Source organism: Streptomyces sp. Xyl84, assembly GCF_059731885.1.
In genome coordinates this window covers 733,887-756,142 of sequence record NZ_AP029182.1, presented here as the reverse complement: position 1 = coordinate 756,142, position 22,256 = coordinate 733,887, and the positions used below count along the sequence as shown (strand labels likewise).

Genomic DNA, 22,256 nt, shown 5'->3' with positions numbered 1-22,256 from the left:
CCGCCCCGGCCGTCGTCGGGGAGGCTGTACGGCCCGGCGGGAGTCGGCCGGTGCTCAAGGAGCGGTGCCGGTGCCGGGAGGCGGCCGGAACGGGGTGAAGTGGGCCGGGGTGTGGTCGATCGGCAGATCAGGGCGCCAGGCGGTGAGGATCTGGGCGCTGCACACGAACAGGCCGTCGGGCAGGCGGTCGAGCGGGTACCAGGCCCAGTCGCCGACACTCTCGTCGGGCCGGGTGGACGGCGTGCCCTGCCAGACGTCGACCAGGGCGCCGACGGTGAGGCGGACGACGTCGTCGACGTGGTCGACGAGCGTGCCGAGGAGGGTGACGTCCTCACTCCGGGCGCGCAGCCCGGTCTCCTCGGCGAGTTCCCTGACCACGGTCTGTTCGAGGGATTCGCCGGGTTCGACGGTGCCGCCGGGGAGTTCGAGCGTGCCGTGCCGGTGGCGGCCCAGGAGTACGCCGCGTTCGCTCAGGACGACGGCACCGACACCGATGGCCGCGTGCGGCGCGGGCGGACGGGCGGTGCGGGGGCGGCTGGAGAGGCGCGCCGGCGGGTCCGGGAGGCGGCGCGCCCGGATCAGCTGCTGCACGACCGGCGTGCTGCGGTCGGGACGGCGCAGCAGCTCGACGGCTTCGACGCGGAAGCCGTACCCGGTGAGCAGGTCCTCCCACAGCCGGGGTGCCAGGACCCACATCCGCGTCGACAGCGGCGGGTCGTCCCCACGCAGGACCGTCTGCTCGCGCGGCCGGACCGTCGTGGACGGGCCGTGGCCGTGCAGGTCGGTGTGGAGGAGCGACAGGATCAGCGGTGCTCCGGGGAGCAGTCCGTCGCGGAGTGCGGGCAGGACGCGGTGCGGGTCGACGAAGGCGAGGGTGCCGACGGCGTACGCGGCGTCGAAGGGCTCGGCGCCCCGCAGGTACTCGACCACGTCACCTCGTACGAACTCCACGCCCGGCGCGTCGGCGTGGGCGGTGACGGCCCGCTCGTGCTGAGTGGGCGACAGGTCGATCCCGGTGACCCGTGCGCCGTGGTCCCTGGCCAGGTGCACGGCGTGGTGACCGGCCCCGGAGCCGATGTCCAGGACCCGCCGGCCGGCCAGCGGCCCCAGGATCTCGTCACCGGGGCCGACACCGTCCCACGGGGACCAGTTCATCTGCCGGGGGACGGGCGGCATGAAGGCGCGGGTCAGCTGGCGCTGTCCGTAGACGGTCCAGGCGTGTGCGTTGAGATCCTCGGCGGACACGGGAACTCCTGCTGCGGGAGGGGAACGGGCATCAGACGGGGTCGGTGACGAGGTAGTGCGGGCCGTGGCCGGTACGGGCCCGCTCGACGGCGTCCAGGCGGGCGAAGGGTCCCTCGCCCATCAGGCGCCGCCAGGCGCCGAGATCGTGGACGGCCCACAGGTCGTGCTCGCTCGGGTCGAGGCGGATGCGGCGCAGTTGCTCCGCGGTGAGACCGCCTCCGTCGAAGATGAACCCGATCTTGCCCAACGGCCGGCCGGGGCCGGGGTGCATGTAGTGCGTCAGCAGGAGGCGGGGCAGGCCCTGGCCGAGGACGAGGCCGGTCTCCTCGGCCGCCTCCCGGCGCGCGGTCTCCAGCGGGTCCTCCCCGGCGTCGGTGGTGCCGCCGGGGAACTGCCACAGCCGGTCGCCGTACACCGAGCGCAACTGGACGGGCCGCTCGTGCTCGTCGCGGACGTACAGGGCGGCGTACACCGTGTGGTGCGGCACCGTGGTGACGTACTCGGCCGGTGTCATGGGCAGCGGTCGGCCGGGGCGACCGGGACGGTGGTCGAACTCGAAGGCCAGGACGCCCCGTTGTTCCTCGGCGGGCGGGTAGAGGCCGCGGAGGGTGCCGAGCAGGTCGGCGGGTGCCGCGTCGGGGTCGATGCGCCGGGGGTCGTGGGCGGCGAGCAGTTCCTCGAAGTCCCTGTGCTCCGTGATCCGCCGTACGACGACGTCGAGTTCGCGGTCGCTGCCCCGGTCGTGGAAGACGATCGTGTCGCCTTCGGCGACGGCCCGCTTCGCGGGTGTGCCCACGCGGACCTCGATCGTCTTGCGCCCGGCCTCCACCTGGCCGTAGAAGCGGGGCAGCAGACGCATGTGCCGGTGCCGTGTCCCGTCCGTCACCGCGGCGGCGGTGGCGGACGGTGGCGTGGGGTACGCGGCGAGTTCGCCGGTGCCGCGCCCGACGTCCAGGGCCCGTCCACCGGGCGGGGCGGGGACGCGGCCGGAGAGGAGCGTGCGTTCCCCGGCGCCGAGCGGGCGGCAGCGGCGGCCGTCCTCGTCACCGGTGTTCCCTTCGTGCTGCGTGGTGGACACGACGGGGTCCCTTCTCGACAGGCACGGACAGGAGCGGGCCGGGGCCGGGAGCGAGCCCCGGAACCGGCCGAGCGAGTACCTGCATTGTCGGACGCGGGGACGGACGCACGGGGGGTGTCGGGAAGAAAGCGTGGATGTTCCCCGGCGTGAAGGTGCTCGGGCGAGCGGGCGGTGGACGGTGCGCGCCCGGTTCGGCAGCGAGGCGGGCGCGGTCGTCCAGGTGGGCCGCTCGCGGTCGTTCAGGGCCTGGATCGCCTCCGGCCGCACCCTGGGGCACGGGTGGGGCACGGCCGGGGCGGGCGGCAGGGACGCCTGGTCGAGGTGTGCGGGAGCCGGGCGGAGGGGGGCAGGTGACGCCGAGGCCGGAGCGTCAGGTCTCGGTCGAGGCGCCGGCCGCTGCGAGGCCCGTGGTCTCCCAGGCCGCCTCGATCATCCGGAAGACCTCGTCCACCGCGGCCTGCGGATCGTCCGCGTCACGGGCCAGCGAGAAGGCGTCGATCACGAACCTCGCGATCGACCGGCACGCCGTGGTGGTCCGCGGCAGGCCGAGATCGGCGGCGACGGCCGCTGCCAGCGACTCCGCGTGGCGCAGCCGCATCGACTGCTCGTACTGCCGCAGGGCGGGCGACGCGTCGATCATGCGCCAGATCGGAGCGGCGCCGTCCGCCGTGCAGTGGCGCACCAGGGCGTGCATCTCGCGGCGGAGCGCAGGCATGACCGGCTCCCCCGGCGCCCGGTCGGTGACCGCCCCGGTGAGACGGCACTCGAAGTCCTGGTCCTGCTCGAACACCAGGGCCTCTTTCGAGGCGAAGTGGGAGAAGAGCGTGGTCACGGCGACGTCGGCCTCGGCGGCCACGTCCCGGATGCCCACCGCGTCGTACCCGCGTTCCAGGAAGAGCCGCAGGGCCGTGTCGGCGATCTTCTGGCGGGTGGCGGCCTTCTTGCGCTCTCGGCGTCCGAGCGGCTCGGTCATGAGCTGATGCTAGCAGATACGTAACAATAACTGCTACAGAAGGATAGCCGTTTCAAAACCATAACCGTTAGTGCTATGTTCGGTCGCATGAAGAGAGTGAGCTTCGCCGAGTTCGGCGGTCCGGAAGTCCTGCGCCTGGAAGATGCCGAGGAGCCCCACGCGGGCCCCGGCCAGGTGCGCATCGCCGTGCGGGCGGCGGGCGTGAACCCCGTCGACTGGAGGATCCGTGAAGGGCAGGTCCTCAAGGCCCATCCGATCGAGTTGCCCTCCGGAGTCGGGCTGGACGCCTCCGGTGTGGTGGACGAGGTCGGCGAGGGTGTCGTGGGGGTCGAGGTGGGCGACCACGTGTTCGGCGAAGGTGCCTCCACCTACGCCGAGTCCGCGGTGCTGTCGGCCTGGGCCCGGATGCCCGAGGGCCTGACGTTCGAGGAGGCGGCCGGGTACCCCTCCGTGGTGGAGACCGCGCTGCGCGTCCTGCGTGAGGTCGGTGTGCGGCCCGGGCAGACCCTGCTGGTCAGCGGTGCGGCCGGGGGAGTGGGATCGGCGGTCCTGCAGATCGCCCGCGACCGCGGCATCACGGTGATCGGCACCGCCGGGGCCGCCAACCAGGACTATCTGCGCGGCCTGGGCGCCCTCCCCACGACGTACGGCGAGGGGTGGACCGAGCGGGTGCGGCGGCTCGGCCGGATCGACGCGGCCCTCGACCTGGCCGGCTCGGGCGTGATCCGCGAACTCGTCGAGCTGACCGGGGACCCGAACAAGGTGATCTCCATCGCCGACCTCGACGCCCCGCAGTACGGCGTCCGCTTCTCCGGCGTGGCCGGGAGCGTGCCGGACGCGCTCGCCGAGGCCGTCTCCCTGATCGAGCGGGGCAGGCTCCACATCCCCGTCGAGAAGACGTACTCGCTCGCCGACGCCGCGGCGGCGCACGCCGACAGTCAGGCCGGTCACACGCGCGGGCGCCGGGTCCTGATCGTCTGAGCCGCACCCGCGCACAGCCACCGCCGGCGAGCCGAGAACTCGCCGGCGGTGGCGCGCGCGGCCCCTGCCGGGGCACCCGGCCGACGGGAGGCCGCCCCCTGGGCGAGGACCGGCAGGGCCGCACCGGGGGCGAGGGCCGGCGGAACCCTTGGCGCGCCCTTGCCCGTCCCTGGTGAGTTGGGACAGACGGCCCACCGACTTCCCGCAATGCCCCGCGCCCACCGCCCGCCGGTCCGCCGCGCACCCGGCCGCTGTACACAGTCAGTGCTGCAATCCGTGATTCCTGTCGCAGGTCCGTACGCCGAGAGGAAGCTGGTGCAGCGGTGGCCGAAGTCATTGCCCGGACGCGCGTCGACGTGCGTGACCGGGCCACATGGACGGAACTCTTCTACGACCTGGTGCTCGCCTTCGGGGTCAGTCAGGTCGCCCACGTGCTCGCGCTGCACCCCGGATGGTCCCGGCTGGGCGGCTGCCTGCTCGTCCTCGTGCCGCTGTGGTGGGCGTGGGTCGACGTCGTGATGGCGATGAACGCCGTGCACGAGACCACCCTGCAGCGGGTGTTCCTGCTCCTGGCCGGCCTCGCCACCTACGGGATGGGCATGTCCGCCCAGCACGCGCTGGAGAGCAGGCCGGAGGCGCTGCTGTACGCCGGAAGCTACCTCGCCCTGCGGCTGCTGATAGGCGAGGCGATACGGCGTGAGTGCGCCGTCTACACCATCCATCCCTACCGGGCGGGGCTCGCCTTCGCGCTGGCCCTGTTCGGGGTGACCGCGCTGCCGGACCAGATGCGCACCGCCGGATGGACCGTCGCCGTCGTCGCCGAGATCCTCGCTCCGCTCGTCCTGAGCGGCCATCTGCGGCAACTCGCCTTCGGCGTCAACCATCTGCCGGAACGTTTCGGCCTCTTCATCATCATCGCCCTGGGAGAGAACGTCGTCTCCGTCGGCGCCTGGGTGGGCGGACGCCACCTCGGGTCCACGGAACTGGCGGCCGTGGCGCTCGCGTTCCTCACCGGGTGCGGACTGTGGTGGCTCTACTTCCACCTCGCCGCGTCCGCCGTCGCCTACGCCCTGCGCTCCCACCCGACCCCCGCCGTCGTCGTGCGCGACGTCCTCAGCTACGGCCACCTCGTCCTGGTCTGCGGGCTGTTGCTGGTGGCCGTCGGCGCCGAGCGGATCGTCGCGGCGCCGACCGTGACGCCGTACCGGCTGGCCGCGGGACTGCTGCCCCTCGGCGCCGCCCTGTTCACGCTCACCTTCTGCTACACGCGCCGCCGGATGTTCGGCGCCGCCTCCGTGACCCGCTTCGCGGGCGGGCTCGTGCTGCTCGGCGTGGCGGCCGCCGCACCCCTGGTACCGGGCCTGGCCACGCTGGGCGCCGTGGCGTTCGTGCTCGTCGCCGTCAACGGCCTCGAACACTGGCTGCTGACCGGCGGCCGGCACGTCCCGCTGATCTTCGTCAAGCACTGAGGCGGGCGCGGGCGGGCCGGCCCGCGCCACCGCCAAGTGGCCAGGTCCACACGGCGACTTGACGCAGTGTGCCGACCCCGCCCCGCCGTCCGGCGGCCGCCTCGCGGCCGCCCCTAGCTTTCTTGCGTACCGGCCGCGGCGCGCGGTGCGCGGCAGTCCTGCATCCGTTCGCGAAGGAGTGGTCCGATGACGATCCCAACGACCCAGGCCGTCGGCGACGGCTCCCTGTTCATCGACGGCAAGTTCCAGCCCGCGGACTCCGGGAAGACCGTCCAGGACATCAACCCGGCGACGGAGCAGCCGATATGCGAGGTGGCCTGGGCCGGGACGAGTGACCTCGACCGGGCCGTGCAGGCGGCGCGGCGGGCCTTCGACGTGGGGCCCTGGCCCGCGATGCCCGCCAAGGAGCGCGCCCGCCTGATGCTGCGCGTGGCCGACGGCATCGAGGCCGCCGGAGAGGAACTGGCCCGGCTGGAGACGCTCGACGTCGGCAAGCCGATCACGTTCACCCGCGGTTTCGACGTCCGGGCCGCCGCCGAGATCTTCCGCTACTACGCCGGGATGGTCGAGCAGCTGGAGGGCGCCGCCCGCCCGGCGGGCGCCCGCTCGATGCAGTACACGCGGCGCGAGCCCCTCGGCGTGGTCGGCGCGATCACCCCGTTCAACTTCCCGCTGAACCTCGCGGTCAACAAGATCGCCCCGGCGCTCGCCGCGGGCAACACGATCGTCCACAAGCCCGCCGAGCAGACCCCGCTGACGGCGCTCGCGCTCGCCCGCATCATGGCCGAGGCCGGCCTGCCCGAAGGTGGCCACAACGTCGTCACCGGCGGCGGCCCCGAGGTCGGTGGCGCGCTCGTCGAACACCCCGGCGTCGACAAGATCTCCTTCACCGGCTCCACGGCCACCGGCAAGCGCCTGATCGCGGCCGCGGCCGCGACCCTGAAGAAGGTCACCGTGGAACTCGGCGGCAAGGGCGCCAACATCGTCTTCGGCGACGCCGACATCGAGGCCGCCGTACAGGCCGCCTTCCAGGCCGGTTTCTTCAACACCGGCCAGTTCTGCATGAGCGGCTCCCGGCTGCTGGTGCACCGCTCCGTGCACGACCAGGTGGTGGAGGCGCTGACCGGCGTCCTGGGCGCGATACCGGTCGGCGACCCGCTGGACGAGACCACCGTGCTCGGCCCGCTGGCGCACCGCCAGCAGCTGGACAAGGTCGTCGAGTACGTCGGCATCGGCCGCGACGAGGGCGCCACCGTCGCCTACGGCGGTGAGCGCGGCCACGACGGGCCCGGCTACTTCCACCAGCCCACGCTCTTCACCGGCGCGCACCCGCAGATGCGCATCGCCCAGGAGGAGATCTTCGGCCCGGTCGTGACGGTCCTGCCGTTCGACACCGACGACGAGGCCGTCGAGATCGCCAACGGCACCCCCTACGGGCTCGCCGCGGGCCTGCACACCCGCGACGTGCGCCGGGCCCACACCGTGGCCGCCCGGCTGCAGGCGGGGATCGTCTGGGTCAACACCTGGGCGGCGTTCGAGAACTCCACGTCCTTCGGCGGCTACAAGTCCTCCGGCTACGGCCGCGAGCTGGGCCCCGAGGGGATCGAGGAGTACCTGCAGTACAAGACCGTGTACGTCAATGTCGATTGAGGTAGAGATGTCCGACCAAACCCGCCCCGGCGCCCTCTCCGCCGGGCTCGTGCTGGGCGCGTTCCTGGCGCCCAGCGCGCTCGGAATGTCCGCGACGCCCATCGCGCTGCCCGCGCTCGGCGACAGCCTCTCGGTGGCCTCCGGGGCGACGGCCTGGGTGCTGGCGGGCTACACGCTGACCCTCTCCGTCGCCTCCGCTCTCGCCGGCCGCCTCGCCGACATCCGCGGTCTGCGCATGCCCATCGTCACCGGCATGGTGCTGCTGCTCGCCGGCACCGTCCTCGTCGTCGCCGTCCCCTGGTTCCCGGCCGTCATCGCGGGCCGCATGCTCCAGGGCATCGGCGGAGGCGTCGCCGCCGTGCTCTCCTTCGGCGTCGCCAACCGGCTCTTCACCGAACCGGGCGAACGCGGACGCACCATCGGCACGATGGGCGCCGTCGTCGGCATCGTCTCCGGCGGCGGCGCGCTGCTCGGGGGCGCCCTCACCGACCTCATCGGCTGGCAGGCGGCGCTCGCCCTGCCCGGGCTCTCGGCGATCGCCGCGGTCTGGGTGCTGCGCATCGCCCCCGCCACCCAGCCCCGCCCCGAACGCCTTGACGCACGCGGCGCCGTGCTCTGCCTCGCCCTCGCCGCGGCCCTGGCGGTCCTCCTCCAGGCCCGCACCACCCACCTGAAGGAGACCCTCGTCCTGGTGCTCGCGGTGCTCGCCGTCGCGCTGGCCGCGGCCACCGTGTGGCACGTGCGCCGGGTGCCCGACGGGTTCCTGCCGCGCCTGGTGGTGAGCAACGCCCGCTTCGTGCTGGCCGCCGCGGCCGGGTTCACCCTCTTCGCCGGTTACCTCATCATCCAGTTCGCGGCGCCCCGGCTGATCCTCATGGACCACGACCTGAGCGTCACCCAGATCGGCCTGATCCTGCTGCCCACCGGTGTGGTCAGCGCGGTCCTCTCGCGGACGGCCGGCGGCCTCGCCCACAAGGTGGGCCCGCTGCGCCTGGTCACCGCGCTCACCGTGCTCAGCGCCGCCGGGCTGCTGCTCGCCGCGTTCGCCGGGCGCCAGCCCGTCGCCCTGGTCGTCGCGGTCGCCGCCTGCGTGTCCGGGTTCAGCGCCGGCCAGGTCGCCCTGATGGCCGCGGTGCCGCACCTGGTCGACAGCTCCGTGCACGGCGTGGCCGCCGGTGTGTTCCAGCTCGTGTTCATCACGGGCGGCTCGCTCGGCTCCGCCGCCGTCGGCGGCATGGTCGGTGCGATGAGCCTGTCCACCGCGATCGGGGTGCTCGCCGTGGTGCCGCTGATCGGACTGGCGGCCGCCGTGGCCGCGGGACTGCTCGTGGCGCGGCAGACGCCGGGGCAGACACCCGTGGCGGGCGGCGCACGCGCGGCCGTCGCGGCGGAGAACCCGGCCCGCGCCACCGGCTGACACCCGCCCCCACCCCCGCTGCCGTTCCCGGAGTCCGCTCCAGGGGCGGCAGCCCTTTTTGGCCCGGCCGGCCGGGCCGCGCCGCGCCGCACGCAGCTCACCCGACGCGGTCCACCTCAAGCAGTCACCCACCCAGCTCACCGAAGAGCTTCCCCGAAGGAGCGGACATGGCTCGACTGACCCGCCGTGGTTTCCTCGGCACCGCCACCGGCGTCGGCGGCGCCGCCGTCCTCGGCACCCCGGCCGCACAGGCGGCCCAGCCCGTGCGGGCCGGGCAGGCCGCCGCCGGCTCGGCCGTCCCCGCCGTCGTCGACACCGTCACCGTGACCGCCTCGGACCCGCGTTACCTGGACCTCACCCAGCGCGGGTACAACGCCCGGTTCACGGCCGGACCCGACGCGATACGCCTCGTGCACTCCACCGAGCAGGTCGTCGCCGCCGTCCAGGAGGCGGTCACGGCCGGCGCCCGGATCACGGTGCGCAGCGGCGGGCACTGCCTCGACGGCCTCGTCGACGACCCGGAGGTGCGGATCCTCGTCGACCTGTCGGAGATGAACGCCGTCGGCTACGACGCGTCCCGGCGGGCCTTCAGCGTCCAGGGCGGCGCCACCCTCGGCCAGGTCTACCGCACCCTCTACCTGGAGTGGGGCGTGACCATACCGGCCGGCGACTGCCCCACCGTCGGTGTGGGCGGCCATGTCACCGGCGGCGGCTACGGTCCCCTCAACCGCAAGTACGGCGCGGTCGTCGACCACCTCTACGCCGTGGAGGTGGTGTACGTCGACGCGGCGGGCACCGCCCGTTCCGTGATCGCCACCCGCGAGGCCGACGACCCCAACCGGGAGCTGTGGTGGGCCCACACCGGCGGTGGCGGCGGCCAGTTCGGGATCGTCACCCGGTTCTGGTTCCGCTCCCCGGGCGCCACCGGCACCGACCCGGCGGGCCTGCTGCCCAAGCCGCCGCACAGCCTGCTCAAGACCTCCACCAGCTGGAAGTGGACGGACCTGACCGAGGCGGACTTCACCCGCATCGTCCGCAACCACAACGCCTGGCACGCCGCCCACAACGAACCGGGCACCGACTACGACACCCTCAACAGCGCCCTGCTGCTCTACAACTACGTCCAGGGCGCCGTCTCCCTCACCGCCCAGCTCGACGGATCCCTGCCGAACTCCCGTCAGCTGCTGGACAGTTACATCGCCGCGGTCGCGGACGGCGTGAGCGCCCCGCACACCACCACCGTGCACAGCACCCCCTGGCTGAAGGAGTCCCTCAAGGACCACTACGACACCGGGCTGTACAACCGCGGCAAGTTCAAGGGCGCCTACCTGCGCAAGGGCTGGTCCGAGGCGCAGCTCGCGGTCCTGTACCGCAACCTCAGCGACCCGGCGTACACCGGACACGGCGGCGCGATCCTCTTCTCCTACGGGGCCCAGGTCACCAAGGTCGCCCCCGACGCCACCGCCCTCGCCCAGCGCGACTCGATGCTGAAGGCCAACTTCCTGACCTACTGGACCGACCCGGCCGAGGACGACCGGCACGTCGCCTGGCTGCGCGCCCTGTACCGGGACTTCTACGCCGCCACCGGGGGCGTGCCGCTGCCCGACGGCGACGCCGACGGGTCGTACATCAACTACCCCGACCCGGACCTGACCGACCCGCGGTGGAACACCTCCGGGGTGCCCTGGCAGACCCTGTACTGGAAGGGCAACCACCCGCGCCTGCAAGCGGTGAAGAAGAAGTGGGACCCGCGCGACGTCTTCCACCACGCGCTGTCCGTCACGGCCTGCCGGTGAGACACCGCGGCCCCGCCGCCCCGGACCGGGGCGGCGGGGCCGCGCGCTGCCGGGTGCGTCAGCCGAGCGGCGGGAGGGCGACGCCGGTCAGCGACTCGCTCAGCTCCCGCAGCCGCGCCCGGGCCGCCGGGTCGTACGCCTGGGCGCCGGCCCGCGAGGGGGTGGCCCGGTTGAAGTACTCGCCGCTGACCTCGGCGAGCGCCGGGTCGGTGACGAGGCGGGCGGTGTTGCGCGTGCCCTCCTCCAGGGTGCTCTGCGGGGTGAAGAGGTTCACCACGATCTTCGTCGGCATGTACGAGGCCGGGTGCAGGGCGTTGACCGTGACCCCGGTGCCGGCGAGCTGCTCGGCCAGGTCCTTGGTGAGGCTGATCTGGGCGAGCTTGGCCTGGCAGTACGCCTGCCCGCCGTCCCAGCCGCGTTCCAGCATCACGTCGTCGAAGTCGAGGGGGGCCTGCCCGGCCGAGGTGACGTTGACGATGCGGGCGGGTGCCGAGCGCACCAGGAGCGGCGCCAGCTTGCAGCTGAGGACGTACCCCGCCAGATAGTCCACCTGGAAGGTGAGTTCGTAGCCGTCCTGGCTCTCCTGGCGCGCCAGCTCCACGCCGATCCCGGCGTTGTTGACCAGGACGTCGAGCCGGTCGTACCCGGCCACGATCCGGTCGGCCAGGGCGCGGATCTCCTTCAGGGAGGAGAAGTCGGCCAGCTCGTAGCGGAACCGGTCCGCCCCGGTCTTCGCCTGAAGCTCCTCCAGCAGCTCCTGCCCCTTGCGGGCGCTGCGGCCGTGCAGGATCAGCGTGGCGCCCTGGTCGGCGAGTTCATGGGCGAGGGCGCGGCCGAGTCCGTCGGTCGCGCCGGTGATGAGGATGGTCTGTTCGCTGACAGGGCTCATGGTGTCCAGTTTCCTCGTGTGCGTCGGAACATGGTGGAAGGCACGGCCGGTCGAGGTCGACCGGCCGTGCCCGGTGCGGGCGTACGCGGATCACGCGCTCACGCGTAGGACCGCAGTTCTTCGGGGCTCTGGTCGGTGTAGCCCTGGCTCACCTCGACGACGACGCCGTCGGGGTCGGCCACCCAGACCGTCTTCCAGCCGGGGATGAACGCGTCGAAGGCCAGCGGCCCGAGCAGCACCTCCAGCTCCCCGTCGGCCGCCGCCATGAACGCGTCCACGTCGTCGACCTGGAAGGCCAGGTGACGGACGGCGCCGGGGTTGTCCGGGCCGTCCTTGGCGGTGGCGAAGGCGGGCTCGGATCCGGTGGGGAAGAGTTCGAGGTAGACCGGGCCGGCCTTGAGGAAGACGACCCGGCTGCCGTCGGCCTCCACGACGCGGGCCCGCTCGAAGCCGAACCAGCGCCGGTAGAACTCCTCCGTGGCTCGCTGGTCACGGCAGTTGAGACCGACATGCGCCCAGCGGGCGCCGGCGGGTGCGGACACGGGCCTCACGCCCCACCGGTGACGGCGGCGAAGGGGACCGTGTCGTGCACGTTCGTCATGTAGACGATCTCGCCGCCGGCGATCCGGAAGTAGTTGCACACGTCCGCCTCGACGGACTCGCCGCCCGGGGTGCGGGCGGAGATGTGCGAGACGACGGCGGCCTGGTCGCCGTCGACGACGATGTGCACGGGGACGTTCGAGAAGGACGCGTACATCTGCGGGAACCCCTTCATCATGTCCCGCAGCGTCTCGCGGCCCTCCACGTGCCCGGCGAGCTGCTCGTCCATCGTCTGGTCGACGGCGAACAGGTCGCACCAGGGGTCCCAGTCACCGGCGTTGGCGAGCCGGTAGTAGGTGTCGACGATCTCTCGGGTGTTCATCGCGGCCTCCTCGGCGTACGGGATCGGCGGGTTGCGCGGGTCACGGAAGCTCCACGCCGAGCTGGCGCATCAGGCCCGCGGTGTCGGCCTGCACCCAGCGCTCGACGACCTTGGCGTCCTCCAGGCGGTAGACCTCCAGGCTGGTCCAGGAGACCTCGCGGCCGTCGGGTTCCTGGCCGAAGAACGGCGCGACGTGCTTGCCGTGGAAGGTGATGTGCATGATCACCTTGTCCGGCGCAGCCGGGTACAGGGCGTCCAGGTGCACGGTGAAGTCCAGGGCGTCGTGCGCGGCCTTGATGATGACCTTCAGCTCGTCCAGACTCGCCACGTCCCAGGCCGGGTTGTTGTCCCGGAACGTGGGGCCGAACAGCTCGTCCAGGTCGTCGTAGCGGCGCTCGTTCACGGCGTCGCTGACCGCCTGCACGGTCGCCAGGTTCGCCGCGTCGGTGGAGATCTGCTCGCGCAGGCCGAGCAGGTCGTCCTGGGCCCAGCGCTCCACGAACCGGCCGTCCTCGACGCGCCAGATCTCCGTGGTGGTCCACTCCACCGGGCGTCCGGTCGCCGGGAAGCCGAAGACCGTGGCCCCGTGCGTCCCGGTCAGCCTGACCCGGGTGACGACCTTGTCGCCGCCCTCCGCGCCGACGGGCAGCGCCTCCTGCAGCTCGCCCTTGAGGCCCCAGGTGGCGTGGGCGGCGCGCAGCGCGGCCAGGTAGTCGTCCAGGCCCTTGATCTCGAATCCGGGGTGGTGGTCGGTGAAGTCCTCGCCGATGACCTGGGCCACGGCGTCGTAGTCGGCGGCGTTGAACGCGTCGAGGAAGCGCCGGTACAGCGCGACGCTCGGGGAGTTCTCGGCGGTGCTCTCAGAGGTGGGCATGGTGGGTCTCCTCGGTCCGTCGGTGGTGGGAGTCCTTGATCAGCTCGGCCGCGCGTTCGCCGATCATCACGCTGGGCGCGTTGGTGTTGCCCGCGACGATCACCGGCATCACGGAGGCGTCGGCGATCCGCAGCCCGGTGATGCCGTGCACGCGCAGTTCGTGGTCGGTGACCGCGTCCGGCCCGGTGCCCATGCGGCAGGTGCCGGCCGGGTGCCACAGGGTCGTCGCCCGATCGGCGACGTAGGCGCGCAGCTCACCGGGGTCGCGCACGCCCGCACCGGGCCCCAGTTCCTCGCCGCGCAGCCGGTCGAAATCCGCGGTGTGCGCCAGCTCGCGGGCCAGCAGCACCCCGTGCACCAGGACGTCCACGTCGGCCGCCGCCGTCAGGTAGCCCGCCTGCACGACGGCGGGGGCCGCCGGGTCGGTGGAGCGCAGCCGCAGGCGGCCGCGGCTCTCGGGCAGCAGCGCGATCGGCGCGAACGTGAAGCCGGGCCCGGCGTGCTGGCCGGCGGGCGCGTCGGGGGCGAGGAACTTGACCGGCCCGAACGTGAACTGGAGATCGGGAGCCCGGTCCTCCCCGTCCCCCCGGGTGTGCGTGAACAGGCCCGCCTCGGCCAGCAGTGCCCCTTCGGGGTGCTCCTCGCGGGAGCGGTAGCACACCGGCACGAACAGGTGGTCCTGCAGGTTGCCGCCGACACCGGGCAGGTGCTGGACGACACCGATGCCGTGCGCGCGCAGGTGCGCGGCCGGCCCGATGCCCGAGAGCATCAGCAGCTTCGGCGTCTCGAAGGCGCCCGCGCAGACCACGACCTCCTCGTCCGCCCACGCCTGCTGCCGCTGCCCGTCCCGCACGTAGGCGACACCGGTGGCACGGGTGCCGTCCAGCAGCAGCCGGGTGGCGTGCGCGCCGGTGGCCACGGTCAGGTTGGGGCGGTCGAGCGCGGGACGCAGGTAGGCCGTCGCGGTCGAGGCGCGGGTCCCGTCGTCGGTGCGGGTCGTCTGGTACAGGAAGCCGTAGCCGTCCTGCCGCTCGCCGTTGTAGTCGTCGCCCGGCGCGTCGAAGCCGAGCCGGCGGGTGGCCGCGACGAACGCCTCGGCGACCGGCGTGGGAGCGGTGTGGTCGCGCACCCGCACCGGGCCGCCCTTGCCGCGCAGCGCGTCGCCGCCGCGGTCGTAGTCCTCGGCGCGGCGGAAGGCGGGCAGGACGTCCGCGTACGACCAGCCTGGGTTGCCCAGCGCCGCCCAGCCGTCGTAGTCGTGGCGGCTGCCGCGCACCCACATCAGAGCGTTCACGGAGCTGCAGCCGCCCGCCACCTTGCCGCGGGCCACCGGGACGCGGCGGCCGCCGAGAGCGGACTCCGGCTCGGTCGCGTAGCCCCAGTCGATCGTGGGGCTCCACTCGCTGCTCAGCAGGGCGAGCAGGGAAGCGGCGTCGGTGCGGTGGATCTCCGGCCGCTCGTCCCAGCCGCCCGCCTCCAGGAGCAGCACGGTCACGTCCGGGTCCTCGCTGAGCCGGCTCGCCACGGCGCAGCCCGCGCTGCCGGCGCCGACGACGACGTAGTCGTACGACATGGGAACCTCCCGCATCGCCGGCTCAGGCCGGGTTCAGGGCGCCGACGTGGTAGGTGCGGATGCGCAAGGCACCGCCCGCACCCTCGCGCACCAGCTGCCAGGTCTGGTCGATGCGCAGGGCCGACACACTGCCGTCGGAGAGGTTCTTGGCGGTCCACACGACGGTCACCTCGACGTCGACGAGACCGTCGTGCTCGTGGGTGCGCAGCTTCTCCACGATGTGGCTCTGCGGGCCGAAGCTCTCGCCCACCGCCGCGTACCAGTCGCGGAAGTCGGCGTGGGAGCGCAGAGTGCGCTCGGGGAAGGCCATCTCCAGGCCGTCGTCGATCACGTGCGGCAGCAGGTCCTCGACCGGCTCGTGGCTGCTCAGGATGTCGTACCAGTGCTGGACGAACGCGGCGACGTCCTGGCCGGGCTCCGTCCGCGGGCTCTGTGCGGTCGTCATGCCAAGTCCCTCTCGCTGAAGGAGTGTCCGGTGTCATCCGGAGGTGTCCCGGTCGATTGGGCCACGGCGGCCGGGGCCACCGCCCGGCCCGGACGCCCGGCGCGCGCATTGCGTGAGGTCGGCCGGCGGGCTTGCCGACGTCGGCGGGCGAAATGGCGTAGTGCACGCACCCACTTCGGGATGTGGGGCGACCGGGACGGCCGCCCGTGCCGGGCCCGGCCCGCGGAACGTAGACATGAGTTCGACCGGTCCCATCCGACCCGCGTCGCACGAGAGGACACCCCATGAGCAAGCGCATCCTCGTCGTCCTGTCCGAATACGGCTACTGGGGCGAGGAGTTGATCGGCCCGCTGGAGACCTTCGACAAGGCCGGCTACCAGGTCACCTTCGCCACGCCCACCGGCAAGCGTCCGGTCGCCCTGCCGCCGAGCATGGACCCCGACTACGTGGACCCGCCGCTCGGCCGCTCCGTCACCACGCCCGAGATGGCCGCCAAGGTCCGCGCGATCGACAGCTCCCCGCGCCTGGACGGCCCGCTCGACCTGTCGTCCTGGCTGCCCGACCGGCCCTACCGCTCCAAGCCGTACTTCCTGCGCGACTGGGAGGCGTACAACACGCGCCTGGAGCAGATCCGCGACCAGATCGCCGACCGCTACGACGCCCTGCTCATCGTCGGCGGCTCCGGACCCATCGTCGACCTCGCCAACAACTGGCGGGTGCACGACCTGATCCTCGCCTTCCACGCCCTGGACATGCCGATCGCCGCCGAGTGCTACGGCGTCGCGCCGCTCGCCTTCGCCCGCGACCAGGAGGACCGCGTCTCCATCATCCGCGGCAAGCACGTCACCGGGCACTGCATCGAGTACGACTACAAGGACGGCACCGGCTTCATGGGCACCGACTTCGTCATCGGCCCGCCGCCCTACCCGCTGGAGTACATCCTGCGCGACGCGACCGCGCCCGGCGGCGCCTTCCACGGCAACTTCGGCAAGGAGACGTCCGTCATCGTCGACTACCCGTTCATCACGGGCCGTTCGACGCCCGACTCCTACCTGACGGGCCAGAAGCTCGTCGAGGTCCTGGAGGACGGCCTGCGTCAGTGGGGCTTCCGGGCCGACGACTGACCCCGACCGCACGGCAGCCACGTAAGCCTTCGCAGAAAGGTGCACGTCATGGTCAGCAGGCCCGCGCGGGTCGCGATCCTCGAACAGCTGCGAGCCGACGGGGTGCGGTACATGTTCGGCAACCCCGGCACGGTCGAGCAGGGTTTCCTCGACGAATTGCGCAACTTCCCGGACATCGAGTACATCCTCGCGCTCCAGGAGTCCAGCGTCGTCGGCCTCGCCGACGGCTACGCGCGGGCCACGCGCACCCCGGCCGTGATGCAGCTGCACACCGGCGTCGGCGTCGGCAACGCGGTCGGCATGCTCTACCAGGCACGGCGCGGGCACGCCCCGCTGGTGGCCGTCGCCGGCGAGGCGGGCCTGCGCTACGACGCCATGGACGCCCAGATGGCCGTCGACCTGGTCGCCATGGCCGAGCCCGTCACCAAGTGGGCGACGCGGGTGGTCGACCCCGAGTCGGCGCTGCGGGTGCTGCGCCGCGCCTTCAAGGTGGCGGCGACCCCGCCGTACGGACCGGTCCTCGTCGTCCTGCCGGCCGACGTCATGGACCGCCACACCGGTGAACCCGCCGTGCCCACCTCCTACGTCGACGTCTCGGCCACGGCCGCCCCCGAGGTGCTGGAGCGGGCGGCCGGGCTCCTGGCGGCGGCCGAGCGGCCGATCGTGATCGCCGGCGACGGCGTCCACTTCGCGGGCGCCCAGGAGGAACTGGGCCGGCTCGCCAGGACCTGGGGCGCCGAGGTGTGGGGAGCGGACTGGGCGGAGGTCAACCTGTCGGCCGCCCACCCCGCCTACGCCGGACAGCTCGGCCACATGTTCGGCGACAGCAGCCGCAAGGTCACCGCCGCCGCGGACGCCGTCCTGATCGTCGGCACCTACGCGCTGCCCGAGGTCTACCCGGCCCTCGACGGCGTCTTCGCCGACGGCGTCCCGGTCGTCCACATCGACCTGGACACCGACGCCATCGCCAAGAACTTCCCCGTCGGCCTGGGCATCGCCGCCGACCCGAAGCGCACGCTCGACGGCCTCGCCCACGCGCTGCAACGGCGGATGGACCCGCGGGCCCGGGCGCGCGCCGAGCAGTGGTTCGCCCGGCGGTCGGCGCAGCGCTCCCGCGAACTGGCCGAGGCACGGCGCGGCGACGCGGCCGCGTTCGCCCCGGACGCCCTGCCCACGGCGGCCTTCCTCCAGGAGCTGGCCCGCCGGCTCCCCGAGGACGCCGTCGTCTTCGACGAGGCCCTCACCGCCTCCCCCGACCTCAGCCGCCACCTGCCGCCGACGCGGCCCGGCCACTGGCACCAGACCAGGGGCGGCTCCCTCGGCGTCGGCATCCCCGGCGCCATCGCCGCCCGGCTCGCCCACCCGGAGCGCACGGTGGTCGGATTCACCGGTGACGGCGGCTCCCTGTACACGATCCAGGTGCTGTGGACCGCGGCCCGCCACGGCATCGGCGCCAAGTTCGTCATCTGCAACAACAGCAGCTACAGGCTCCTCGAACTCAACATCGAGGAGTACTGGAAGAGCGTCGGCGTCACCGCGCACGAACAGCCGGAGATGTTCGACCTGTCCACGCCGGCCATCGACTTCGTCGCGCTGGCACGATCCCTGGGCGTCCCCGGCGTCCGGGTCGAGAAACCCGACCAGGCCGCCGCGGCCGTCGAGCAGGCGCTCGGCACCCCCGGCCCCTTCCTGGTCGACCTGGTCACCGGACGCGGAAGGCAGGAGTGAGCCGTGCGACTGAAGGGGCACAAGATCGCGATCCTGCTGGAGAGCGACTTCTACGAACCCGAGATCCTCTACTACCAGCACCGCTTCCCCGAGGAAGGCGCCGAGGTGCACTTCCTGTCCCGGATGTGGGGCCAGGACGAGATCACCTTCCAGGGGCACGAGCACCGGATGCCGTTCGTCGTGCGCGAGTCCTTCGAGGACATCGACGAGTTCGCGCTCAAGGAGTTCTCGGCGGTGATCGTCCCCTCCGGAATGGTCTCCGACCGCCTGCGCTACACCGAGGACCCGGACGAACTCCCGCCCGCCGCACGGTTCCTGCGCCGCGCCTTCCAGGACCCGGCCATCGTCAAGGGCATCATCTGCCACGGCATGTGGCTGACGGCACCGGTGCCGCACCTGGTACGCGGCCGCCGCGCCGTCGTCCACAACAACCTGCTCGGCGACCTGCGGAACATGGGCGGCCGGTACGTCGACCAGGACGTCGTCGTCGACGACGACCTGGTCACCGGGCGCACCGGGGCGCACTGCCACCTCTTCGCCCGGACCATCATCGACCTGATCGCCGCCCGCGACCGGGAACGGGCGGCGCGGGCGCGCGGCACCACACGGACCGCGGCCCTGGGAGGCGCGCGATGACCGCCGTCATGGACCCCGGCGCCCGCGTCCCCGTAGGCGACCGCATACCCATCCGCGACGTCCGCCCCCAGGTGCGCGGCGGCGCCGCGCCCGTGAAGGCCGTCACGGGGGAGACCCTCACCTTCAGCGCCACGGTGTTCCGCGAGGGCTCGGGCGAGATCGGGGCCAACCTCGTACTGCGGGACGCGCGGGGGCTGCCCGCGGCCTGGACCCCGATGCGGCTGGTCGACCCGGACGCCGACCGGTGGGAGGCCACCGTCGTGGCCGGCCCGCCGGGCAGGTGGACGTACAGCGTGGAGGCGTGGGCCGACCCCGTCGCCACCTGGCGCCGCGACGCCGAGGTGAAGATCCCCGCCGGCGTCGACGTCGACGTGATGCTCGCCGAGGGCGCGCTGCTGTACGAGCGGGCCGCCTTCGGGATCCCGGACGCCCGGCGCCGGGACGCGGTGCGCGCGGTGGCGCGTGCCCTGCGCGACGGGGCGAACCCGGCCGGTCGCCGGCTCGCCGCGAGCGCCGCCCCTGAGGCGGTCGCCGCGCTGCGCCGCCACCCGCTGCGTGAACTCGTCACCTCCTCCTGGCCGTTGCCGCTGCTCGTCGAGCGGCGCAGGGCCCTGGTCGGCGCCTGGTACGAGATGTTCCCGCGCTCGGAGGGCGCCCGGCTGACCGACGGCGGACCACCGGTCGGCGGCACGTTCGCCACGGCGGCGCTGCGGCTGCCCGCGATCGCCGCCATGGGCTTCGACGTCGTCTACCTGCCACCGATCCACCCCATCGGACGCACCCACCGCAAGGGTCCCGACAACGCCCTCGTCGCCGGCGAGCACGACGTCGGCTCGCCATGGGCGATCGGTTCCGCGGAAGGCGGCCACGACGCCGTCCACCCGGACCTCGGCACCCTCGACGACTTCCGCCGTTTCGTCGCCGACGCGCAGGAGCTGGGACTGGAGGTGGCGCTCGACTTCGCCCTGCAGTGCTCACCCGACCACCCGTGGCTCACCGAGCACCCCGAGTGGTTCACCCAGCGCGTCGACGGCTCCGTCGCCCCCGCCGAGAACCCGCCCAAGAAGTACGAGGACATCCACCCCCTCGCCTTCGACCGGGACTTCGAGGGCCTGGTCGCCGAGAGCGTGCGGCTGCTGCGGTTCTGGATGGACCAGGGCGTCAGGATCTTCCGCGTCGACAACCCGCACACCAAGCCCGTCGGCTTCTGGAAGCGGGTGATCGCGGAGGTCAACGACCGCGACCCCGACGTGGTGTTCCTCGCCGAGGCCTTCACCCGGCGCGCCATGGTGCACGCCCTGGCGCAAGCCGGCTTCCAGCAGTCGTACACGTACTTCACCTGGAAGAACGAGAAGGAGGAGCTGACCGAGTACGCGCACGAACTCGCCCACGACAGCGCCGACTTCCTGCGCCCCAACCTCTTCGTGAACACCCCGGACATCCTGCACGCCTACCTCCAGGAAGGCGACCGCCCCGCCTTCGAGACGCGTGCCGTGCTCGCCGCCACCCTCGCCCCGACGTGGGGGATGTACGCGGGCTACGAACTGTGCGAGAACGAGGTCCTCGAACCGGGCACCGAGGACTACAAGAACTCCGAGAAGTACGAGCTGCGCCCGCGCGACTGGGCCGCGGCCGAGGCCCAGGGCCGCTCCATCGCCCCGCTGATCACCCGGCTCAACGAACTGCGCCGCGCCCACCCCGCCCTCCAGGAGCTGCGCAACCTCCGCTTCCACCCGGTGCCGCACCCGCAGGTCGTCGCCTACTCCAAGCAGGTCAGGCTGCCCGACGGCTCGCTCGACACCGTCCTCGCCGTCGTCAACCTCGACCCGCACCACCCGGCCGAGGGCACCGTCGCCTTCGACCTGGCCGCGCTCGGCCTGCCCGACGACGGCTCCCTGAAGATGCGCGACGAACTCACCGGCGAGATCCACGCCTGGCGCCGCGAGACGTACTTCCGCCTGGAACCCGGCCGCACCCCGGCCCACCTGCTGGTTCCCGTGGGGGAGACGCCATGACCCTCGCCCCGGCGGAGGCCGGGCCGCGGCAGGACCTCGCGCCGCTGCTGCCGCTGCTCGGCCCCTGGCTGCGCACACGCCGCTGGTACGCGGCCGGCCCCGCCCCCGCCGGGGCCCTCACCCCGGTCGTGGTGAACGTCGTACGGGAACAGGCACCCGCGCTGGTGCACACCGTGCTGCGCACCCAGGACGGACAGCTGTACCAGCTCCTGCTCGGGCTGCGCCCCGACCTGCCCCGGCGGCTCGCGGGCGCGGCCATCGGACAGGTGCCGGACGGCGACCGGCGCGGCTGGACCCTGTACGAGGCCACGGAGGACGCCGCCCTCATGGGGGTGCTCCTGCGCCACCTCGCGCAGGGCACCGACGGCGGACTGCGCCTGCAGCGCGCCACCCGGATGCCCCTGCCCGTGGGCCTGGTGCCCCGGCCGCTGACCGCCGACCAGAGCAACAGCGCCGTCGTCTACGGCGACCGGCTGCTGCTCAAGATCTACCGGCGCCCCGAACCCGGCCCCCACCTGGAGGTCGAGACGCTGCGCGCGCTCACCGAGGCGCGCTGCGCCCGCACCCCGCGGCTGCACGGCACCCTGCTCGGCGGACCCACCGGCCTGGTCCTCGGGCTCATGGAGGACCTCCTGCCCGCCGAGGGCGACGGCTGGCAGGCCGCGGTGCGCCAGGTCACCGACTGCGTGGACGGCACCTGCCCCACCGTCCCGGCGACCGGCGGCTTCACCGCGCACGCCCGGGCCCTGGGCGCAGCCGTCGCCGAGCTGCACACGGCGCTGGCCGACGTCTTCCCGCGGGTGCTGCTCACCCCCGACGACATCGCACGCCAGGCGGCCGAGATGACCGCGCGCCTGGACCGGGCGATGCGGGAGGTGCCGGCGCTGGCCCGCCACCGAGCCCCGATCACCCGGCTCTACGACGACTACGCCCGGGCCGGCGCGCGCGGCTGCCCGGTCCTCGCCCAGCGGGTCCACGGCGACCTGCACCTGGGCCAGGCGCTGCCCACGCCGTCCGGCTGGCGGCTGATCGACTTCGAGGGCGAACCGGCCCGTCCCGCCGCCGAACGCGCCGCCCCGCAGCCGGTGCTGAGGGACCTGGCGGGCATGCTCCGCTCCTTCGACTACGCCGCCCAGGCGGGCCTGCGGGCGCTGCGCGCACGCGATCCGGACGACGCCCCGGGACCCCGTCTGCGCCGTGCCCGCCGCGCGCGGGCCTGGGCGCTGCGCAACCGCCGCGCGTTCCTGGCCGGTTACGCGGACGCCGGCGGCACGGACCCGCACTGCCACCCCCTCCGGCTCCGGGCGTTCGAAGCGGACAAGGCGGTCTACGAGGCCGTCTACGAGCACCGGCACCGCCCGGACTGGCTGCCGATCCCGCTGGAGGCGGTGCACCGGCTGGCCCGTACGTGACGGGACGCCGCACCCGGCCGCGCCCGCCG

General features: G+C 73.3%; 19 protein-coding genes. 10 read left to right on the top strand and 9 right to left on the bottom strand.

From position 1 onward, the window contains the following. Window positions 1-54: 54 nt before the first annotated feature. From AC6I72_RS03230 to AC6I72_RS03220, 3 genes are all read right to left on the bottom strand, one after another. Complete coding sequence (locus AC6I72_RS03230; RefSeq protein WP_497999294.1) at window positions 55-1,245, bottom strand: bifunctional class I SAM-dependent methyltransferase/NUDIX hydrolase; 1,191 nt, start codon at window positions 1,243-1,245, stop codon at window positions 55-57. A 31-nt stretch (window positions 1,246-1,276) separates the two neighbouring features. Beyond that, entirely contained in the window at window positions 1,277-2,323 is a 1,047-nt protein-coding gene (locus AC6I72_RS03225) for an NUDIX domain-containing protein (protein ID WP_497999293.1), read from the bottom strand. 370 nt (window positions 2,324-2,693) lie between these two features. After that, window positions 2,694-3,296 carry a TetR/AcrR family transcriptional regulator gene (locus AC6I72_RS03220; RefSeq protein ID WP_497999291.1) on the bottom strand — a complete coding sequence of 201 codons (603 nt, stop codon included), beginning with the start codon at window positions 3,294-3,296 and terminating at the stop codon, window positions 2,694-2,696. 87 nt (window positions 3,297-3,383) lie between these two features. Here AC6I72_RS03220 and AC6I72_RS03215 point away from each other — a divergent pair, with 87 nt between their 5' ends. The 5 genes from AC6I72_RS03215 to AC6I72_RS03195 all read left to right on the top strand — a co-directional run bounded on the left by AC6I72_RS03215 (window position 3,384) and on the right by AC6I72_RS03195 (window position 10,609). Then, window positions 3,384-4,277, top strand: a complete 894-nt coding sequence (locus AC6I72_RS03215) for an NADP-dependent oxidoreductase (RefSeq protein WP_497999289.1) — start codon at window positions 3,384-3,386, stop codon at window positions 4,275-4,277. A gap of 323 nt (window positions 4,278-4,600) precedes the next feature. Beyond that, window positions 4,601-5,746, top strand: a complete 1,146-nt coding sequence (locus tag AC6I72_RS03210) for a low temperature requirement protein A (RefSeq protein WP_497999288.1) — start codon at window positions 4,601-4,603, stop codon at window positions 5,744-5,746. 186 nt (window positions 5,747-5,932) lie between these two features. After that, on the top strand, window positions 5,933-7,396 hold the full coding sequence (locus AC6I72_RS03205) for an aldehyde dehydrogenase family protein (protein ID WP_497999287.1): 1,464 nt from the start codon (window positions 5,933-5,935) through the stop codon (window positions 7,394-7,396). Window positions 7,397-7,403: 7 nt separating this feature from the next. Next, on the top strand, window positions 7,404-8,813 hold the full coding sequence (locus tag AC6I72_RS03200) for an MFS transporter (protein ID WP_497999285.1): 1,410 nt from the start codon (window positions 7,404-7,406) through the stop codon (window positions 8,811-8,813). Between the two features lie 167 nt (window positions 8,814-8,980). Next, window positions 8,981-10,609: an FAD-binding oxidoreductase gene (locus tag AC6I72_RS03195; RefSeq protein ID WP_497999283.1), complete on the top strand. Its 1,629-nt coding sequence runs from the start codon at window positions 8,981-8,983 to the stop codon at window positions 10,607-10,609. 58 nt (window positions 10,610-10,667) lie between these two features. Here the strand turns inward: AC6I72_RS03195 and AC6I72_RS03190 are convergent, their stop codons facing one another. The 6 genes from AC6I72_RS03190 to AC6I72_RS03165 form a co-directional block, all read right to left on the bottom strand. Continuing rightward, window positions 10,668-11,498, bottom strand: a complete 831-nt coding sequence (locus AC6I72_RS03190) for an SDR family NAD(P)-dependent oxidoreductase (RefSeq protein WP_497999282.1) — start codon at window positions 11,496-11,498, stop codon at window positions 10,668-10,670. Window positions 11,499-11,596: 98 nt separating this feature from the next. Then, a complete protein-coding gene (locus AC6I72_RS03185) occupies window positions 11,597-12,040 on the bottom strand; it encodes a VOC family protein (RefSeq protein ID WP_497999280.1) in 444 nt (147 codons plus the stop codon). A 5-nt stretch (window positions 12,041-12,045) separates the two neighbouring features. Beyond that, window positions 12,046-12,420, bottom strand: a complete 375-nt coding sequence (locus tag AC6I72_RS03180) for a nuclear transport factor 2 family protein (RefSeq protein ID WP_037859218.1) — start codon at window positions 12,418-12,420, stop codon at window positions 12,046-12,048. A 40-nt stretch (window positions 12,421-12,460) separates the two neighbouring features. Then, window positions 12,461-13,294 carry an ester cyclase gene (locus AC6I72_RS03175; RefSeq protein ID WP_497999279.1) on the bottom strand — a complete coding sequence of 278 codons (834 nt, stop codon included), beginning with the start codon at window positions 13,292-13,294 and terminating at the stop codon, window positions 12,461-12,463. After that, complete coding sequence (locus tag AC6I72_RS03170) at window positions 13,281-14,867, bottom strand: GMC family oxidoreductase (protein ID WP_497999277.1); 1,587 nt, start codon at window positions 14,865-14,867, stop codon at window positions 13,281-13,283. Before AC6I72_RS03170 ends, AC6I72_RS03175 begins: the two co-directional genes overlap by 14 nt. A 22-nt stretch (window positions 14,868-14,889) precedes the next feature. After that, complete coding sequence (locus tag AC6I72_RS03165) at window positions 14,890-15,312, bottom strand: nuclear transport factor 2 family protein (protein WP_497999276.1); 423 nt, start codon at window positions 15,310-15,312, stop codon at window positions 14,890-14,892. A 284-nt stretch (window positions 15,313-15,596) separates the two neighbouring features. Here AC6I72_RS03165 and AC6I72_RS03160 point away from each other — a divergent pair, with 284 nt between their 5' ends. The 5 genes from AC6I72_RS03160 to AC6I72_RS03140 are packed head-to-tail and all read left to right on the top strand — an operon-like array spanning window position 15,597 to window position 22,227. After that, entirely contained in the window at window positions 15,597-16,436 is an 840-nt protein-coding gene (locus AC6I72_RS03160) for a type 1 glutamine amidotransferase domain-containing protein (RefSeq protein ID WP_037859226.1), read from the top strand. A 48-nt stretch (window positions 16,437-16,484) separates the two neighbouring features. Beyond that, a complete protein-coding gene (locus AC6I72_RS03155) occupies window positions 16,485-18,164 on the top strand; it encodes a thiamine pyrophosphate-binding protein (RefSeq protein ID WP_497999274.1) in 1,680 nt (559 codons plus the stop codon). Between the two features lie 3 nt (window positions 18,165-18,167). Beyond that, window positions 18,168-18,800 (top strand): DJ-1/PfpI family protein, encoded by a 633-nt coding sequence (locus tag AC6I72_RS03150; protein WP_497999272.1) that lies wholly within the window; start codon window positions 18,168-18,170, stop codon window positions 18,798-18,800. After that, window positions 18,797-20,815 carry an alpha-1,4-glucan--maltose-1-phosphate maltosyltransferase gene (locus AC6I72_RS03145; protein WP_497999271.1) on the top strand — a complete coding sequence of 673 codons (2,019 nt, stop codon included), beginning with the start codon at window positions 18,797-18,799 and terminating at the stop codon, window positions 20,813-20,815. Before AC6I72_RS03150 ends, AC6I72_RS03145 begins: the two co-directional genes overlap by 4 nt. Beyond that, window positions 20,812-22,227 (top strand): maltokinase N-terminal cap-like domain-containing protein, encoded by a 1,416-nt coding sequence (locus AC6I72_RS03140; protein ID WP_497999269.1) that lies wholly within the window; start codon window positions 20,812-20,814, stop codon window positions 22,225-22,227. Before AC6I72_RS03145 ends, AC6I72_RS03140 begins: the two co-directional genes overlap by 4 nt. Window positions 22,228-22,256 lie beyond the last annotated feature (29 nt).